At 68.9% G+C, this 17,931-nt stretch carries 16 protein-coding genes; 5 read left to right on the top strand and 11 right to left on the bottom strand.

Features of this window, described 5'->3' with window-relative positions; genetic code table 11:
• Nucleotides 1-2: 2 nt before the first annotated feature.
• Genes ABN611_RS36750 through ABN611_RS36760 form a run of 3 tightly spaced genes read right to left on the bottom strand, consistent with a single transcriptional unit; the run spans nt 3 to nt 3,381 of the window.
• Nucleotides 3-1,310, bottom strand: a complete 1,308-nt coding sequence (locus ABN611_RS36750; RefSeq protein ID WP_350276908.1) for a site-2 protease family protein — start codon at nt 1,308-1,310, stop codon at nt 3-5.
• Complete coding sequence (gene dxr / locus ABN611_RS36755) at nt 1,307-2,518, bottom strand: 1-deoxy-D-xylulose-5-phosphate reductoisomerase (RefSeq protein ID WP_350276909.1); 1,212 nt, start codon at nt 2,516-2,518, stop codon at nt 1,307-1,309. Before dxr ends, ABN611_RS36750 begins: the two co-directional genes overlap by 4 nt.
• Before the next feature lie 29 nt (nt 2,519-2,547).
• Nucleotides 2,548-3,381, bottom strand: a complete 834-nt coding sequence (locus tag ABN611_RS36760; RefSeq protein WP_350276910.1) for an FHA domain-containing protein — start codon at nt 3,379-3,381, stop codon at nt 2,548-2,550.
• Between the two features lie 78 nt (nt 3,382-3,459).
• Between ABN611_RS36760 and ABN611_RS36765 the strand changes: the two genes are divergently transcribed.
• Genes ABN611_RS36765 through ABN611_RS36775 form a run of 3 tightly spaced genes read left to right on the top strand, consistent with a single transcriptional unit; the run spans nt 3,460 to nt 5,968 of the window.
• Complete coding sequence (locus ABN611_RS36765) at nt 3,460-4,152, top strand: type 1 glutamine amidotransferase (protein ID WP_350276911.1); 693 nt, start codon at nt 3,460-3,462, stop codon at nt 4,150-4,152.
• A 42-nt stretch (nt 4,153-4,194) separates the two neighbouring features.
• Entirely contained in the window at nt 4,195-4,770 is a 576-nt protein-coding gene (locus ABN611_RS36770) for a DUF1707 domain-containing protein (protein ID WP_350276912.1), read from the top strand.
• A gap of 34 nt (nt 4,771-4,804) precedes the next feature.
• Nucleotides 4,805-5,968: an acyl-CoA dehydrogenase family protein gene (locus ABN611_RS36775; RefSeq protein ID WP_350276913.1), complete on the top strand. Its 1,164-nt coding sequence runs from the start codon at nt 4,805-4,807 to the stop codon at nt 5,966-5,968.
• Here ABN611_RS36775 and ABN611_RS36780 read toward each other — a convergent pair.
• The gene (locus ABN611_RS36780) at nt 5,965-6,534 is read right to left on the bottom strand and encodes a hypothetical protein (RefSeq protein ID WP_350276914.1); all 570 of its coding nucleotides are present in this window, start codon (nt 6,532-6,534) and stop codon (nt 5,965-5,967) included. The two genes, ABN611_RS36775 and ABN611_RS36780, sit on opposite strands and share 4 nt — an antisense overlap.
• Before the next feature lie 108 nt (nt 6,535-6,642).
• Here ABN611_RS36780 and ABN611_RS36785 point away from each other — a divergent pair, with 108 nt between their 5' ends.
• Nucleotides 6,643-7,563, top strand: coding sequence for a neutral zinc metallopeptidase (locus ABN611_RS36785; RefSeq protein ID WP_350276915.1), 921 nt, complete (start codon nt 6,643-6,645; stop codon nt 7,561-7,563).
• Here the strand turns inward: ABN611_RS36785 and ABN611_RS36790 are convergent.
• The 7 genes from ABN611_RS36790 to recA all read right to left on the bottom strand — a co-directional run bounded on the left by ABN611_RS36790 (nt 7,560) and on the right by recA (nt 16,889).
• Nucleotides 7,560-8,015 carry a GNAT family N-acetyltransferase gene (locus tag ABN611_RS36790; RefSeq protein WP_350276916.1) on the bottom strand — a complete coding sequence of 152 codons (456 nt, stop codon included), beginning with the start codon at nt 8,013-8,015 and terminating at the stop codon, nt 7,560-7,562. The genes ABN611_RS36785 and ABN611_RS36790 overlap by 4 nt on opposite strands.
• Nucleotides 8,016-8,062: 47 nt before the next feature.
• Entirely contained in the window at nt 8,063-9,796 is a 1,734-nt protein-coding gene (gene rny / locus ABN611_RS36795) for a ribonuclease Y (RefSeq protein WP_350276917.1), read from the bottom strand.
• Nucleotides 9,797-10,853: 1,057 nt separating this feature from the next.
• Nucleotides 10,854-11,357: an antitoxin gene (locus tag ABN611_RS36800; protein ID WP_350276918.1), complete on the bottom strand. Its 504-nt coding sequence runs from the start codon at nt 11,355-11,357 to the stop codon at nt 10,854-10,856.
• A gap of 1,066 nt (nt 11,358-12,423) precedes the next feature.
• Entirely contained in the window at nt 12,424-12,816 is a 393-nt protein-coding gene (locus ABN611_RS36805) for a hypothetical protein (RefSeq protein WP_350276919.1), read from the bottom strand.
• Nucleotides 12,813-13,256, bottom strand: coding sequence for a GNAT family N-acetyltransferase (locus ABN611_RS36810; RefSeq protein ID WP_350276920.1), 444 nt, complete (start codon nt 13,254-13,256; stop codon nt 12,813-12,815). Before ABN611_RS36810 ends, ABN611_RS36805 begins: the two co-directional genes overlap by 4 nt.
• Nucleotides 13,257-13,876: 620 nt before the next feature.
• Nucleotides 13,877-14,305, bottom strand: a complete 429-nt coding sequence (locus ABN611_RS36815) for a regulatory protein RecX (protein WP_350276921.1) — start codon at nt 14,303-14,305, stop codon at nt 13,877-13,879.
• A gap of 1,516 nt (nt 14,306-15,821) precedes the next feature.
• Nucleotides 15,822-16,889, bottom strand: a complete 1,068-nt coding sequence (recA, locus tag ABN611_RS36820) for a recombinase RecA (RefSeq protein ID WP_350276922.1) — start codon at nt 16,887-16,889, stop codon at nt 15,822-15,824.
• 250 nt (nt 16,890-17,139) lie between these two features.
• On the opposite strand from recA, the gene ABN611_RS36825 reads away from it, so the two are divergent.
• Nucleotides 17,140-17,931, top strand: coding sequence for a hypothetical protein (locus ABN611_RS36825; RefSeq protein WP_350276923.1), 792 nt, complete (start codon nt 17,140-17,142; stop codon nt 17,929-17,931).

Genomic DNA, 17,931 nt, shown 5'->3' on the forward strand with positions numbered 1-17,931 from the left:
CTTTAACCGTTGAAGAGCTTGATGGGGTTGACGATGTCGGCGATGACGAGCAGCACGCCCATCACCACGATCACACTGGCCGCGACGTACGCGATCGGCAGCAGCTTGGCCACGTCGACGTACCCGGGGTCCGGGCGGCCGAGCAGCTTGGCGAAGCCACGCCGGATGCCTTCCCAGATCGCGCCGATCATGTGACCGCCGTCCAGCGGCAGCAGCGGGATGAAGTTGAACAGGGCGAGGAACAGGTTCAGCGAGGCGAGCAGCAGGACGAGGCTGGCGCCCTTCGCGCCGACGTCCAGGTCGCTGGAGGCGATCTCACCCGCGACGCGGCTGGCGCCGACCACACTCATCGGGCTGTCCTGGTCGCGCTCGCCGCCGACGATCGACTTCGCGACGCCGACCAGCTTCTCCGGGAACCGGCCGAGGGCCTGCACCGTCGCGACCGTGTAGTCGCCCATCTTGCCGAGCGCGTAGCCGACGCTCTGCCGCTCGAGCTTGTTGTCCGGCGAGACACCGAGGAACCCGACCGAGACGTACTTGTCCGATCCCGGCTTGTCCAGCACCTGGTTGACGATCGTGTTGGTGCGCAGCGTGACCTGCCGGCCGTTGCGCTCGACAACGATCGTCGCGGCCTTGTCGGTGTTCGCCCGGATCAGCGGGGTGAGCTGGTCCCAGCTGTCGATCGCGGTGCCGTTGAAGGAGACGATCCGGTCGCCGACCTGGAACCCGGCCTCCTTGGCCGGCGAGACCTTGTCGCCGTCCTGGCACTTGCGGTCCGGCGTCGCCTGGTTCGCCGGGATGACGCAGTCGGTCACCGTCGAGATCGTCGTCTGCGGGACGCGGTCGCCGTACAGCGTGAACAGGCCGGTGAAGAGCACGGCCGCGATCAGCACGTTGACCAGCGGGCCGGAGGCCATCACGATCAGTTTCTTCCACCATGCCTTCTGGTAGAAGAGCCGGCCGTGGTCCTCGGGCCGGATCGTCTCGTACTCCGCGGAGCGCGCGTTCTCGACCATCGACTGGATCGGGCCGGTGTTGGCCTTGCGGACCTTCGTCGGGTCCTGCCCCTTGGCGGGCGGCATCATCCCGATGATCCGCACGAACCCGCCGGCCGGGATCGCCTTGATGCCGTACTCCGTCTCGCCGCGCTTCGTGGACCACAGGGTCCGGCCGAAGCCGACGAAGAACTGGGTGACCTTCATCCCGAAGGCCTTCGCCGGCAGCATGTGACCCAGCTCATGCAGCGCGACGGAGATCAGCACCCCGGCCACGAACAGCACGATGCCGACGATGGTGAGGAGCACGCTCATGCCTTCTGGTTCTCCTGTACGCCTGTGATCTCACGAGCCCGGGCCCGGGCCCACGCGTCCGCGGCGAGCACGTCGTCCACGGACAGTTCCTCATACGAGGGTACGTCGTGATCGGTCACCACCCGGGCCACCGTGTCAACGATCGCCACGAAGGGTAACCGGCCGTCCCGGAACGCCTGCACACAGACCTCGTTGGCCGCGTTGAACACCGCCGGCACGGTGCCGCCCCGGGCCCCGGCCTCGCGGGCCAGCTGGACCGACGGGAACTCGGTGTCGTCGACCGGCTGGAAGGTCCAGGTGCTCGCCTCGGCGAAGTCCCACGGACGCGCCGCGTCCGGTATCCGGTCCGGCCAGCCGAGCGCGAGCGCGATCGGCACCGTCATCGTCGGTACGCCGATCTGCGCCATCGTCGAGCCGTCGACGAACTCGACCATCGAGTGGATCGCCTGCTGCCGGTGGATGACGACGTCGATCCGGTCCATCGGGATCCCGAACAGCAGGTGCGCCTCGATCAGCTCGAGGCCCTTGTTGACCAGGGTCGCGGAGTTGATCGTGACGACCGGGCCCATCGCGAAGTTCGGGTGGTCGAGGGCCTGCTCGACCGTGACGTTCTCCAGCTCGGCGCGCGGCTTGCCGAGGAACGGGCCGCCGCTCGCGGTCAGCAGCAGCTTGCGGACCTCGTCCGGCGAGCCGCCGCGCAGGCACTGGGCGATCGCGCTGTGCTCGGAGTCGACCGGCACGATCTGGCCGGGCTTGGCCAGCCGCGTGACGATCGGCCCGCCGATCACCAACGACTCCTTGTTGGCGAGCGCGAGCGTGTTGCCGGCCTCCAGCGCGGCCAGCGTCGCGTGCAGGCCGACCGAACCGTTCACGCCGTTGAGTACGACGTCACACGGCAGCGCCGCGAGCTCGCCCGCGGCGTCCGGCCCGGTGAGGATCTTCGGGATCCGGAAGTCGCCCTGCGCGTATCCCTTGCGCTGCGCCTCGGCGTAGAACGCCAGCTGAAGGTCCTGCGCGACCGTGGCCTTCGCCACAGCCACCGCCTCGACGCCGAACTCGAGCGCCTGTTCGGCCAGCAGCGCCACGTTGTCGCCGCCCGCGGACAGCGCCAGCACGTGGAAGCGGTCGCGGTTGCGGCCGATCAGCTCGAGCGCCTGGGTACCGATCGAGCCGGTCGAGCCGAGAATGACGACGCTCCGCGGGTTCACGGCGCCATTGTTCCAGGTTTCGAGATGGCTCAGGACAGCAGGAGCCGGTACGGCAGCGCCCCGAGCCGGATCTCGTCACCGTGGCCGACCATCGCGGTCTGCACCGGCGCACCGTTCACCTGGGTGCCGTTGGTCGAGCCGAGGTCCCGCAGCTCGTAGCCGGTCGGGTCGATACGCAACAGCTCCGCGTGGTGCCGGCTGACCTCGGGGCGGTCGAGGATCAGGTCGCAGTCCGGCGCGCGCCCGATCCGCACCAGGTCGAGCAGCGGTACGACGTCACCGTCCGAGCCGACCAGTGCGGGCTGCGAACCGGTCTCCAGTGCGGTGGCCACCTCGGTCACGCCGGAGGTCCGGATCGACAGCGAGACGATCAGGTCGTCGCCCTTGTCGACGCGCAGGTTGTGTTGGGCGCCGTACCCCTGCAGCAGGTCGCCGTACTCGTCGACGACGACGGCGGACACGTGGTAGTACCCCGGCGGCAGCTGCGCGTATGCCGCCGCACCGAGGGACGTGGTCAGTACTACGGCGTCGTACTCGCCGTGGCTGACGTCCGTGATCGTGATCAGGACCGGGGTGTTGGCGGTGAGGTGTGCCTCCGCGCCGGTGTCGCCGGGGGTGAACTCGACGGTGATCATCGGAGCCGGCCGGATCTCGTCGAGCCCGACCAGGCGGCCGATCGCCGGCACGGTGCCGACGGGGATCGCGAGCGGCACGAACTGGCCGTGGGACCGGATCAGCACGTCGAGCTGCGGCTGCGGCCAGCCGTTGCGGCGGGCGAGCAGGTACGCGCTGACCATGCCCTTGCCGAAGATGAAGGTGACATCTCCGACCACGGCGCGCACGAATCCACTGACAGGCTCCATCTGCACCCCCAGTGCATCAGTATCCAGGAATCGCGACTCCGGTACGGCGCTGCCCGGTGTGCCGCGTACGGTTGCCCGGTGACCACGGTGCTCATCATCGAGAACGACCGCGACAGCGGGCCTGGCAAGCTGATCGACTGGCTGGACGCACGCGATCTGTCTCCGGTCGTCATCCGGGCTTGGGACGGTGAACCTGTGCCCGGGACCGTGGACGGGCATGCGGCGCTGATCCTGCTCGGCGGCGGGATGCTGCCGGACGAGGACGAGCGGTCGCCGTGGCTGCCGGCCGAACGCGCACTGCTGCGCCAGGCGCACGGGCGGGTGCCGGTGCTCGGGATCTGCCTGGGTGCGCAGTTGCTGGCGCACACCTTCGGCGGTGAGGTGCGGGGGAAGTACGGGCAGCCGGAGAAGGGTGTGACGTCGCTGACAAAGCTGCCGGCCGCTGCGGTCGACGTACTGCTGGCCGGCCTGCCGTCGACGGTGCGGGCCGTGGAGAGCCACCAGGACCAGATCACGCGGCTGCCGGAAGAGGCGGTGCTGCTGATGTCCAGCGAGCGGTGCGCGAACCAGATGCTGCGCATCGGTACCAGTTGGGGTGTGCAGTTCCATCCTGAGGTGGAGGCGGAGCGGGTACGGCGCTGGGACCCGGAGCGCGTGCGGTCGCTCGGATTCGATCCGGACGTCGTGGTGGCGGACGCCGAGCGGTACGCCGTCGAGCTGGACAAGACCTGGTCGGCAGTGGTCGGCCGCTTCCTGGACCTCGTCGTCTGAGGCCGTTCTGCTCGGACCTGTAGCGGCGCTACCTTTGGGTGCATGAGTCTGGAGCAGCCGCCGCCCGGCCAGCGGGCGTCCGACAACGACCGCGAGCGTGCCGCAGCTGTGGTCCAGGAGGCACACACCGACGGGCGGCTGGACTTCCAGGAACTCGACGAGCGGCTCACCCAGATCTACTCGGCGAAGACCCAGGTCGAGCTCCGCAACGCGACCGCCGACCTGGTGCCGGTCGCGCACGGCAGCTCACAGGAACTGACGCTCCGCGCCAAGCACAGCGCGCAGAAGCGCGAGGGCGCGTGGACCGTCCCGGAGCGGCTGACCGCAATCGCCGAGCACTCGTCGGTGAAGCTCGACTTCACCGACGCGGTCGTGCACTGGGCCGAGATCCACGTCGACGCGTACGCCAAGCACAGCTCGGTCGTGATGGTGATCCCCGAGGGCTGGAGCGTCGACATCGACCAGGTCGACATGGTCCACAGCGCCGCCAAGAACAAGGCCGTCCCACCCCGCCCCGGCGGCGCCCGTCTCCGCGTCACCGGCGAAGCCCGGCACGGCAGCATCATCGTCCGCCACCCCCGCAAACGGCACTGGTGGTGGCCCTGGTACCGCAAGTGAGCCTGTTGGGTGTGTGAGCGGCTAGCGTGAGCACATGGGTGCTTCTGTGGATCTGGTGGATGTCGACTCCTTGCTGACAGCGGAGGAGGTTGACGTCCGGGCGGCGGCTCGGCGGTTCGCCGACGAGCGGTTGCGGCCCTCGTTGCCGGAGTGGTTCGAGTCGGCGTCGATTCCGGCGCGGGAGCTGGCCAAGGAGCTGGGAGCGCTCGGGTTTCTCGGGATGCACCTGACCGGGTATGGCTGCGCGGGACTCGGGCCGGTCGCCTACGGGCTGGCCTGTCTGGAGATCGAAGCGGCCGACTCCGGGATGCGGTCGTTGGTGTCGGTGCAGGGGTCGCTGGCGATGTACGCGATCTGGAAGTACGGCAGCGACGAGCAGAAGGACGAATGGCTGCCGCGGATGTCGGCGGGTGAGGCGATCGGCTGCTTCGGGCTGACCGAGCCCGACTTCGGCTCCAACCCGGCCGGGATGCGCACCAACGCCCGCCGCGACGGCTCCGACTGGGTGCTCAACGGCTCGAAGATGTGGATCACGAACGGCTCCGTCGCCGATGTCGCGGTCGTGTGGGCACGCACGGAGGACGGCGTCCGCGGGTTCGTCGTACCGACGTCGACGCCCGGGTTCTCGGCGCCGGAGATCAAGCAGAAGATGTCGCTGCGCGCGTCCGTCACCTCCGAGCTGGTGCTGGACGGCGTACGGCTGCCGGCGAGCGCGATGCTGCCTTCGGCGCAGGGCTTGTCCGGTCCGCTGGGCTGCCTGAACGAGGCGCGGTTCGGCATCATCTTCGGCGCGATGGGCGCGGCGCGGGACTGCCTGGAGACCGCGATCGCGTACGCCGGCGAGCGGATCGTGTTCGACAAGCCGCTGACGTCGTACCAGCTGACCCAGGCGAAACTCGCGGACATGGCCGTCGAGCTGAACAAGGGCATCCTGCTCGCCGTTCACCTCGGCCGGCTGAAGGAGAAGGGCACGCTGCGGCCCGAGCAGGTCTCGGTCGGCAAGCTGAACAACGTCCGCGAGGCGATCGCGATCGCGCGCGAGTGCCGCACGATCCTCGCCGCGAACGGGATCAGCGGCGAGTACCCGATCATGCGGCACGCCAACAACCTGGAGTCGGTACTCACGTACGAGGGCACGTCCGAGGTCCACCAGTTGGTCATCGGCCAGGCGCTGACCGGGCAGTCCGCGTTCCGCTAGTTGCCGGCCCTCGCCGCGTTCGGCCGGTCGAACCAGTCGAACGGGATCGGACCCCTGTGCAGGACGTGGGGCACGTCGACCCACGGCAGCCAGGGGTCGTTCGGCTGCAGTTGTTCGAGACGTGCGACGGCATCGATCGTCACCCGGTTGACCGCGCGGAGTGTGGCCGTGGTGAGCGGGAGATAGTCGTGCTCGTCGGGCTGATCCGGATAGTGCCCGTCCGTGCCGTGCCGCATCAGTTTGATGACGCAGCGGGCCGGGTCGAGCCGGCCCGCGTCGAGGGTCGCCGGCTCCGGTTGCCCGACCTTGCGACCAGACCGCTGCAGGGCGGCGAACAGCGGAGCCGGATGCACTGGTGACAGGAAGACGACGTCTTCCCAGGTGCAGTCCAGCGGCGGCACCGGTTGTGTCATGGCGGCGTGGCGTCCGGCGTACTTGGCCGCGTGGCGCTCGTAGAGGTCCGGGTAGCGGTTGCGCAGTTCGGCAAGCGGCAGGAGCAGCTCTCCGCGATGTTCGTTCTTGGTGAGCAAGTGGTAGAGGGTTCCGGCGGTTCGGTGATCAGACATGAAAAAAGCCTCCCGTCCCGCTTCGGGATTGGAGGCTTCCGTCCGTTGTAATTCTATCACCCCCGCGGGTTCGCAGGTCACTTGCGATGCCGTAATAGGCTGCCGCTCGTGAATGCGCGGGTCGGGGTGGTTGCTGCTGTGGTCGTCGTACTCGCGGCGGCCGGTGTCGTCGTGGTGCGGCAGGCCGGCGATGAGCCGACAACCACGCTGACTGTGCGGTCGCCTGCGACTTCTTCTACACCTTCTTCCACACCTGTGCCTTCGCGCACTTCTTCGACCTCTTCGCCGGCTTCTCCGGCGCGCACGGCCGATCCGGTCGCGCAGTCGCAGCGGGTCGTCGCTCAGAACCCGCTGTACCGCGTCGGCCGCCTGCCCGCGTCGCGCTGCAAGGAGCCGTCGGTCCGCCCGACCTCGGTGACGAACGTGCGGAAGTACTACACGGAGTACGTCGCCTGCCTGAACAAGGTGTGGAAGCCGGTCATCCAGAAGGCCGGCTTCACGTTCGTCCCGCCGCGGCTGGAGGTCTTCACCGGCAAGACGCGCACGCTCTGCGACGTCCAGGACTCGGCCGCGTACTGCAACGGCAGCACGATCTCGATGAACGCGAGCTTCGACATCGACAACTACCGCAAGTACAACAAGCTCTGGACGCGCACCACGATGGCCCACCTGGTCGCGCACGAGTACGGCCATCACATCCAGCGCCTGACCGGCATCAGCGACGCCTCCGCGACCCGCACGAGCTACCTCAACGGCGTCGACGCCCCACTGCAGGAGAGCCGGCGGATCGAACTGCAGGCCTCCTGCCTCAGCGGCGTCTACCTCGGCGCCGACCGCAGCTACTTCCCCGTCAGCGGATCCTGGCGCCAGCGGTGGCTGTGGACCATCAGCCATCGCGGCGACGAATGGGGCACGCAGCGCGACCACGGCAACAGCAAGAGCCACAGCCGCTGGACCCGCCGCGGTTTCGACGCCGCCTCACCGGCCGCGTGCAACACCTTCACCGCCTCGGCTGCGAGCGTCTCCTAGAACCTCTTCAGCAAGTAGTCGCAGGGATCGCTGTGAATGCGTACGACGGTCCCGTCGGCATCCTGCTCCGTCCAGTGGTCCACCACGCGCGGACCCGACCACAGCACGTACCCGAGCCGCTCGTACAGCGCACGCGCCCGATCGTTGTCGAGTGCGACGCCGAGCCCGACAGCGGACCGGTTCCAGTCGTTTTCGGCTATCGCCTCGGCCGCGCGGATCAGCGCCGTACCGACGCCTTGCCGCTGGACGTACGCGTGCAGCGCGTTGATCTCGGCCGGGTCCGCGTCGGCGCGGACTTCGTCGTACTTCGACTGCCTGAGCAGGATGGTCTGGCCGACGATCTCGCCGTCGCGCTCCGCGATCAGGTAGACGCCGTCGTCGTTCTGCTGGACGTCCCAACGAGCGCGGATGTGGTGCTGCGCGGCCGGATAGCCCGTCAGCGCGCCGACCATCCGCTCGACGTCGGCACGGCGCGCGGGCCTGACGTGTGGTTCGCCGGCTATTTCGCCACCTCGGTCGCGCGGGATTCGCGGACGACCGTCACGCGGATCTGGCCCGGGTACGTGAGCTCCTCCTCGACCTGCTTCGCGATGTCGCGGGCCATCACCTGTGCGGCGATGTCGTCGACCGCGTCCGGCAGCACCATCACGCGGATCTCCCGGCCGGCCTGCATCGCGAAGACCTTCTCGACACCGTCGTGGTGCATCGCGATCTCCTCGAGCCGCTCGAGCCGCTGCACGTACGCCTCCAGCGACTCGCGCCGCGCCCCGGGGCGTCCGCCGCTCACCGCGTCCGCCGCCTGCGTCAGCACCGCCTCGACGGTACGGACCTCGACCTCGTTGTGGTGCGCCTCGATGCAGTGCACGACGTCGTCGTTCTCGCCCCACTTCCGGGCCAGCTCGGCGCCGACGATCGCATGACTGCCCTCGGACTCGTGCGTGAGCGCCTTGCCGATGTCGTGCAGGAACGCGCCACGCTTGCACAGCTTCGGATCCAGCCCCAGCTCGGCCGCCATCATCCCGGCGATGTGCGCCGACTCGACCAGGTGCTTGAGCACGTTCTGCCCGTACGACGTCCGGTACCGCAGCAGGCCCATCGTCCGGACCAGCTCCGGGTGCAGGTCGGTGATCCCGACCTCGGCCATCGCGTCCTCGGCGGCCCGCTCGCACAGCTCGGCGACCTCGCCCTTGCTGCGTTCGTAGATCTCCTCGATCCGGCTCGGGTGGATCCGGCCGTCGAGCACCAGCGAGTCGAGGGTCAGCCGTGCGGTCTCCCGCCGTACCGGGTCGAAGCAGGACAGCAGCACCGCTTCCGGGGTGTCGTCGATGATCAGGTTCACGCCGGTGGTCTGCTCGAACGACCGGATGTTGCGGCCCTCGCGCCCGATGATCCGGCCCTTCATGTCGTCACTCGGCAGGTGCACGACGGACACCACCGACTCGCTCGTCTGCTCCGACGCGAGCCGCTGCACCGCGCCGGTGATGATCTTGCGCGCCTTCGTCTCGCCCTCGTCGAGCGCCTGCCGCTCGATGTCGCGGACGATCGTGTGCGCGTGCCGCTTCGCCTCCGCCTCGATCGAGGCGACCAGCTCGGCCTTCGCCTGCTCGGTGGTCAGGTTCGCGACGCCTTCGAGGATCCGGCGGCGCTCGTCCTCGAGGTCCTTGATCTCCTGTTTGCGCTGCTCCAGGTCGGCGAGTTGCGCGGCGAGCTCGGCCTGGCGGGCCTCGATCGCGCGGTGCTGTTCGTCGAGCCGCTCCTCGCGTTCGGTCAGCCGGTGGTCGCGGCGCTCCATCTCCAGGCGCTGCTCGCGCAGGTCGTCCCGGATCGACTGCGCCTCCGCCTCGGCCTCCCGCCGTACGTCGGACGCCCGCTGCTCCGCGTCCCGCCGCACCTCGGCCGCGCGGTCCTCGGCAGCCCGCCGGATCTCCTCGGCGCGCTGCTCGGCCGCCTCGGCCCGGGTCCGCAGTACGGCGGCATCTTCCTCGGCCTGGCGCCGCACCTGCTCGGCGGCTTCGGCACGGGTCCGCAGTACGGCGGCGTCCTCTTCGGCCTGGCGCCGTACCTGCTCGGCTGCGCGCTGCGCGGCCTCGGCGGCCTCGCGCTGTACGGCTTCGCGATGGGCGGTGTCGGTCGCGGTGTCGGCCTTGCGGCGGGAGAGGGTGAGGCCGATCCAGGCCAGCAGGCCGGCGATCAGCAGTCCGATCAGGGCCAGGCCAATCGACATCGCTGTCATCGGCGTCTCCCCTCTCCTTCGAGTCCCACGCGGGACTGTGGCCGTCGGTCGAAGGGAATCGCCACTCGGTCGGGTCACGCTCCGGGGTACGCCGGTACGGGTGCCGCCTCAGCTCGAGCCGGTACCTGAACCCTGCCGCGGATCCGCCGACGGTGTCGCCGCGCTGGGTGACCGGTACCCGCCCGCGAACCCGTCCGCCGAAATGCGCGAACGCCGCAGCCTCGTCACTTGCCTCGCTTGCTCACCGTGCGTCGCCGCATGCCACCTCGGAGACCACGATGGCCCCGCCCGCGTCATCACGTGCGGTGCCGCCTATTCGACAGCGCACTACGCCGCTGTCGTCCTTCCTTCAGCTCGGTCGAGCGTGATTGCGCGTTGATCGGCCGACCGAACCACCGGCCAGCCTTCATATCGCCACCGATCCGGTGGATCCATCCCTTCCTTGAAGCCGAGGCTAAGCGCGCCCCAGCACCCGGTCAAGACGGACACTCCCCAACCCCCACAAGACCACCCCACCCCGTGGTCTGCCCCAACCAGCAACGATGTCCCCCAAGCCGACCACAAACCCACCAACCGCCAGGCCAATGATCAACCGCCCGCACCCGGACCGACCGCCGTACGCAGCAAACCCACCCCGACCGCGGCTGCACCTCGGCCCTCACACCCACCGCACCCTCGACCCGCTCCCGCGACCACACGAACGCCAGCAGCCCTACGAAGTCACGACCCGCACCAGACCCGGCAACCCGACCTGACCCGAGCCCACCCCGCCCAACCCGAGCCGACCCGAGCCGACCCGAGCCGACCCGAGCCGACCCGAGCCGACCCGAGCCGACCCGAGCCCACCCGACCCCAGCCCACCCGACCCCAGCCCACCCCAGCCGATCCGGTGCGCGGGCCCCGGCCGCCCGGCAGACCGGCAGCCAGGTGCCTGGCAGCCCGGAGCCCGGGCTGCAGCACGGGCAGCACGGGCAGCACGGCAGCACGGAGGCGAGTTGCGGGGAAGCGCGCTTCGCGGGCGCTCAGCGGGCCTGTCGTGTGTTCGAGTTCGCGACGGCTAGATCTGACCGCCGGATGGACCAGTCTGCGAGTCGGACCGGCGCCCGTCAGCAGCTTCCTGCTGCTCCTGAGGCGTCCCAACTCCGCGCTCACCCGCGGCATCAGCCGACGCACCGGCCGCGCCAACGACCTCCTCCGTGGTGGAAGCAGCCTCGCTCGCCGCACCTCTCGTGTCATGCGCCCCACCGGCACTCGCGTTCCCGGCCTCCGTACCCTGGCTTGCCGCACCACCCGTGTCTTGAGCAGAGGCGGTACTCGCATCCTGGCCCGAAGGGCTCGCGTCCTGAGGCGCACCGGGAGCGGGAGGAGTGCTCCCACCGGACTGCTTGTCGACGAACCCGCCGACCTTCTGCTGGACCGCGTCGACCTTCTCCGCGTACTTCCCGCCGGTCTGCTTGTCGATCAGGTCGCCTGCTTTCTCGACGCCGGCTTTGATCTTGTCCGGGTTCTGCTTGACGACATTCCGGAGCCAGTTCTTCGCCTGTTCCTGGAAATCGTTCATTGCACCCTCCGCGGTGTCTGGGGCGGATCGACGGAAAATCCCAGCCTACGGACCAGCCCAAATACCGGCCCTACCTCGGATAACACACTGTCACGCCCCACCCGTCAACGCCCCTCGCCGCACCCCCACCCCCATTCCCCCACAACCCTCCGTAACCACCCCACCCACCAGCCCACCCGCAAGCCAACCCACCCTCCACAGCCACCGCGCACACACCCAGCCCGCCGTCGCCCCCGGAACCCCGCCAAATCACTCGCACGCCCGCACAACAACCACGTCACACCCAGCAGAGCGCCCCACCCCCACCAGCCCGCGAGGACCTGGGTCGGCCCGACACAACCAGCCCGCGCGCCCGAGCCCACGCCCAGGCCGCACGACCGGCCTGCACTACCAGCCCACAACCTCGATTTGCCGTCCTGCGCCGACACCTGCCTGCCGAGAACCTCGGCGATGATCCGCGGATTCGGATCACCGTCGACGCCGACACGCAACCGTTCCGACCGTCCTACGCCGACCTCAACCACGCCGTAGCGCCGCCGTAGGCGCCGTCGATTGCGAGGGTTCACCCGCCTCGGCGCCGCACGCCCAGCCCAACGCCCCGACCCGCTGTCACATGCCGAGGCCCCAGCCGCGGCGGTCAGCCGACCTCGTACGCCGAGACCCGCCGCCTCGGGCCGGGGCTCAAACGCCGACACCCGTCAACTGGCTCGTACGCCGACATCGTCGCCATCAGCCAGCGCAGTACGCGAACCCCATCGCCATCAGCGGCGCCTACGCCAGACCCGTCACGTTGTGCTGGCGTCGTACGCAGAACTCCGCCGCCCTGCAGCGTCGTACGCCAGCCGGCAGCACGAGAGGCTCCGCGCAGCCGAACCGGGATCACCCGAACCAGCACGGTCACCAGCATGGACATCGGCATCGGCACCAGACCGCCGAGGAACAGCCCCTCCGCCAGGTCAGCTCGGCTGTACAGGGCTGCACGTCACACAGGATCGTCACGAGCTACAGGCAGCCGTAGGCGCAGGAGCTAAACCCTCCTGGCCCATCCATTCTGTGCTCCGGACGCCTAACTCTGCCCAAGGTGCGCCGCGGCGACGTCCGCCGGTGCATGCACCAACCAAGCGTCCAGCACCGCTTCCTCCAGCACGGCCCCGGACACCTTCTCCAACTGAACGAGCACCGCGGCATACCCGTCGAAATGCGGAATCGTGAAGAACCCATCCCCCGCCCGCGCCGCGAGCACAGCTTCCTTCTCCGCCAGATCCTCAACCGTCAGCGCCAGAATCGGCCCCTCCGGCGGCGTCTCGTCCCCGAACCGCTTCAAATCCGCCTTACTGAACGGCCGCTCCCACGCGTATGCCTTGCCCCCGACCTTCCACGTCCGCATCCCATGCCGAGCCGTCTCCTCCGTCCCCGGCAACCCCGCAACCACCCGCTCAACATCCGCAAGACTCATCATCCCCCGAAGCTACCGCCGCTCAGCACACCCGGCCCACAACCACGGACCCACGCACCGCGTGAACCCAGCCCGCACGTAGAACTCCGCGGCGGACTCCCGACCGCCGACACAAACACCACCTCGGCCCCCAACGCCGCCAACCACCCCCGGCACTGGCCGAGCAACGCCACGCCAGTTCCCGCACCGCGCCACTCCGAGGCGACCGCCAGCTCCTCGATCATCCCGTACGGCTCATGTCCGTAGTCCACAAACGTCCCGACGACCACACCCACCACGTCATCACCGTCAACTGCGACAAACGTGCGCGCATCCCGCCGCACAAGAGGCAGAGTGAACTTCTCCGCAGCCGTCCCATGCAGTTCACGCAACACCCGCCGAATCCCCGTCCGATCTTCCTCCCCGCCCGCTCGGACAACCACGCTGCTGCCCACATCGCCCACGACACACCTCCGCCATCAACTGCCATCTGATCCTCTCGAATACAGGTCACCTCACCACAGCCACCGAACTTCGTCCGCAACGCAGGCAGGTGCTGCCACGCGTCCACGCCGACATTGAGCCGAGTCCTCGCAGGATGAGGCACATGTGAACTGGTGCGCGCCGAATGGAACCAACGCGGGTTGGCACAGGGCGAGAAACCGAGCGAGGCGGGGCAGTCGGAGCTAACGCTTGGCAGATGCGCGCCAGTTCAGCGCCTGTCGTATGGCGCCGCTCGGATCTTGAAGCTGGTGTGTCTGCATGTGAACCGGGTTCGACAATGCAGCCAGAGCGCCGACCAGGTTGGGTCACAGCAGGACGGCCGCACTGGCTCAGGTGAGCGGCACGGTCGCGGCTTGCCAGCGATGGTGGGGCTGGATCGGCGTCGGGCCGCATGATCCGCAGACGGCGCGGGTTGGTTGGCGCGGCTCAGTTGTGGCCACCCGGACGAGCCAAGTCCCGGGTTCTGCGATCGACTCAGGCCCTAGACGACAACGGCGCGCCCTAAGCTCATTGCTGCGACATTCGGCAGAAGAGCGAGCGGCGGCGCTTGGCCGGCGTAGTTCGTGTGGTGCCGGCCGGGCTAGTCGGGTTCTAGGCCTGAGGGGTCGAGGAGGGGGAATTCCTCGTGGGTGGTGTCGAGTTCTTGTTTGATGATGGTCATTGCTAGTCCGGCTGGGTATCCCTTGCGGGCGAGCATTCCTAGTAGGCGGCGCATTGCTACCTGGCGGTCCAGTGAGCGCATTGAGCGCAGCTTGCGGCGGACCAGTTCGCGGGCGGTTTGTTCTTCCTGTTCGGGATCTAGCTCCTCGAGTGCGTCCCGGGCCAGTTCGTCGTCGACGCCGCGGCGGCGGAGTTCCTGCGCCAGTGCGCGCTTGCCGAGTCCGCGTCCGCGGTGGCGCGACTCCACCCATGCGTTCGCGAACGCCGCATCGTTGATCAACCCGACTTCTGTGAACCGATCCAGTACCTCGTCGGCCACCTCGTCCGGGATCTCTCGCTCGGCCAGCACATCGGCCAGCTCGGCCCGGGTCCGTGGTTGACCCGTTAGCTTGTCGAGCAGGATCGTCCGGGCGACGGAGTACGGATCCGCCTCTTCGTCCAGCCCTGGAACAGCCGGCCCTGGCTCGTCGTCCGACCGCGGCTTCCGCCGCCCGAATCCCCCACCAACCCGACGCCGTGACGCACCCCGGCGTCCAGTCCCACCACTCCCGCCGACTACACCCCCGCTACTAGCGACACCGCGGGCGCTGTGAACGGCCTCGACATCACCACCTGCCGCGGCACCATCTGCCTTTTCGTCCCACTCAGCACCGTCGGCCGGCTTGGGTCGCTTGGATGGCTTGGCGCCCTCGGCTGGCCGTTGCGCGGCACTGGCTCGCTCAGCACGCTCGGCCCGATCCGATGTACTTCGCTCTGGAGCCATCTCGTCGGTCTTCGATGAAGCAGCCGAGCGCGCCCTTCCGCTGGCGCGCGGCGTGTCCGATGTCGCGCCTGCTCCCTCGTTCCCAGGAACTGTCGTGTTTCCCGGAACTGCCGTGCTCGGCGCTGTCGAGTTCGTCGGCGGCCCGGATGTGTCGCGTAGCGAGTTGGCTGGTGTCGCAGCGCCTACGACCTCCGACGCGTCGCTTGACTGTTGGCCTGCCTCGCTCGGTGCGTCCACTACGTCGGCTGAGTCCGCCCACGGGTCGAAGGGAAGCGCAGCGGCGGCAGTACCCGGGCTAGTGTCAGCCGGTGATGTGCTGTCCGGTGATTCCAAGGGTGTCGCCGAGGCTCCGTTAGCGATGTCACGGTCGGACGTACTGCGTTGTGCGCGGATCGTGGGTGGCGCAGGTGCGTCCTCGGCGAACGCGCGGGCTTCGGCCAGGCGGTCGGCTGCCTGGGCCTTGAAAGCCAGGGTTGTCTGCTCGTCGTCATCGCCCCAGGGATCAACCGCTGCTGCAGTACCGCGCGATTTGGCCGGGCGGCTGGTGGAGCGAGTCTTCTGCTGTACTTCACGCGAGAACGCGATCGCGTCGGGCTGTGTGCCTACCCCGCGGCGACCTGACTCCCGGCCACCCCGACCGCCTCGCTCGCTCGCGCCGTGATCCGCTTCGGCACCACCATCACTCGGATCCTCGGCGGTCGCAGGCTCATCCCACGGGTCGATGGTGCCGACGGTCCGCCTGATGGAGCCCGGGCGTCGACGTGCCGTGCTCCATTCAGCTTCGTCCTCGCTCAGGGCATCGTCGGGTTCCGCCCGCGGACCCGAGCGCTTCAAGTCCGTAGTACGGCGGCGACTGCGGCTCCCGGGCCTTGGACCCCCACCGCCATCACCGGCTGCGGTTGTGTCTCGGTTGTTCGCACGACGTCGGGGGGACGCCGCACTCTTAGCTGATGCGCCCGTGTCCGGGGCCGCGGGCGGGCCTTCGGCCAGGAGTTTGCGGGCCAGGGCCAGGCGTTCGTCATGCGGTAGAGACAGCGCCGCGGGGGCAGCGTCGTCGGCAGTCGGAGAATGCCGGGGAACGCTGCCTCCCGCGGAGGGTCGATCAGAAGTCGACATCGACCTCGGCGGCCTCGTCGGCCGGCTGGTCGAGGGTCGGGCCGATGCCCATCTTCTCCTTGATCTTCTTCTCCAGCTCGTTCGCCAGGTCGGGGTTGTCGCGCAGGAAGTTCCGCGCGTTCTCCCGGCCCTGGCCGAGCTGGTCGCTCTCGTAGGTGAACCACGCGCCGGCCTTGCGGACGAAGCCCTGCTCCACGCCGAGGTCGAGCAGGCTGCCCTCGCGGCTGATGCCCTGGCCGTAGATGATGTCGAACTCGGCCTGCTTGAACGGCGGGGCCACCTTGTTCTTCACGACCTTGACGCGGGTCCGGTTACCGACCACGTCCGAGCCGTCCTTGAGCGACTCGATCCGGCGCACGTCCAGCCGCACCGACGCGTAGAACTTCAGCGCGCGACCACCGGTCGTGGTCTCCGGCGAACCGAACATCACGCCGATCTTCTCGCGCAACTGGTTGATGAAGATCGCCGTCGTCCCGGTGCCGTTGACCGCACCGGTCATCTTCCGCAGCGCCTGGCTCATCAGCCGGGCCTGCAGACCGACGTGGCTGTCACCCATCTCGCCCTCGATCTCGGCGCGCGGCACCAGCGCGGCCACCGAGTCGATCACGACGATGTCGATCGCGCCGGAGCGGACCAGCATGTCGGCGATCTCCAGCGCCTGCTCACCGGAGTCGGGCTGCGAGACCAGCAGCGCGTCGGTGTCAACGCCCAGCTTCCGCGCGTACTCCGGGTCGAGGGCGTGCTCGGCGTCGATGAAGGCCGCGATGCCGCCGGCCCGCTGGGCGTTCGCGACCGCGTGCAGGGCGACCGTGGTCTTACCGGAGGATTCCGGACCGTAGATCTCCACCACCCGGCCGCGCGGCAGGCCGCCGATCCCGAGCGCGATGTCGAGCGAGATCGAACCGGTCGGGATGACCTCGATCGGTGCCTTGCCCTGCTCACCCAGGCGCATCACCGCACCCTTGCCGCACTGCCGCTCGATCTGCGTCAGCGCGGTCGCAAGCGCCTTCTCGCGATCGGCCACCGCGCGCTCCGCACTCGCTGCACCCGCCATGTGACTGCCACCTGACCCATCTGATAATCCGGGGCCGCCAGCCGGCCGCCCGAAGGAACTTCGTTGTCGCCAGAGAAGGTATTCGCCGCCACGGACAGTTTTCGCCGCCACTTCGAATCTGTGGACAACTCGGCCGCCCCGGCACCTTCCGGAGACCAAACTATCCCGAACACGTGTTCGAATCACAACTGACACGCCGATACCTGCCCCGGTAACTGCTCTGACCCACTGGATCCTTACTCTTGCGAGCGTGACCGACCGCCCCGACGTACCCGATTCCGCCCTCGTCCTCGCGATCAGCCGCGTGGAACTCGGCATCGACTACGTCCTCGACGCGCTCCGCTCCCAGGACCCGTTCGGCCTCCGCAGCTACCTCGCGGAGTACTCCAAGCAGGAGAAGCCGAACCTGGCCGAGAAGGGCCTGATCCTCGCGATCGACCGGCTGTTGCAGATGAAGGTACCCGGCCACGAGGAGTGGCCGACGCTCCCGCTGGCGAAGCGCTGCGACTGGTGGGTGGAGCGGCTGGGCGGATTCGCCGCGATCGTCGCCGGCCTGCCCCGGCTGAGCGGCGCGGCGGCGGACCGGCTGCCGATGAAGGACACCCTCGGCGCCGCGGTGCAGGCGATGGTGATCGGTGCGGTCTGTCGTGAGTACGGCGTGGAGGCGCACGCCGACCGTACGTCGATCATCATCCGGGTCCTCACCGACCGCCCGATCACGCCGGACGAGGTCCTCAAGTACGACGACCCGGACGTAGCCGGCAAGGATGTCACGGAGCAGCTGGGTCTCGACGAGTTGTCGAAAGACATGGGGCTGCGCAAGGGCGTCCGGCTGGTCTGGCGGCTGAGCAAGCTGTTCGGCGGGCTCAGCGAAGTGTTCGAGGAGCGGCCGCGCGGCAGCCTCGGCGCCCGGTTCGTCGGGAAGCTCCCCGGTGTCGGCGTGGTCGGTGGGTTCTTCGACGAGCGCAAGGGCATCAAGAAGGCGGCGTACGAGGCGGCGGAGCTGCTCACCACCAGCGCGTTCCGGGTCAAACCGGTCTGA

The sequence above is a fragment of the Kribbella sp. HUAS MG21 genome, assembly GCF_040254265.1.
Taxonomy (GTDB): Bacteria; Actinomycetota; Actinomycetes; order Propionibacteriales; family Kribbellaceae; genus Kribbella.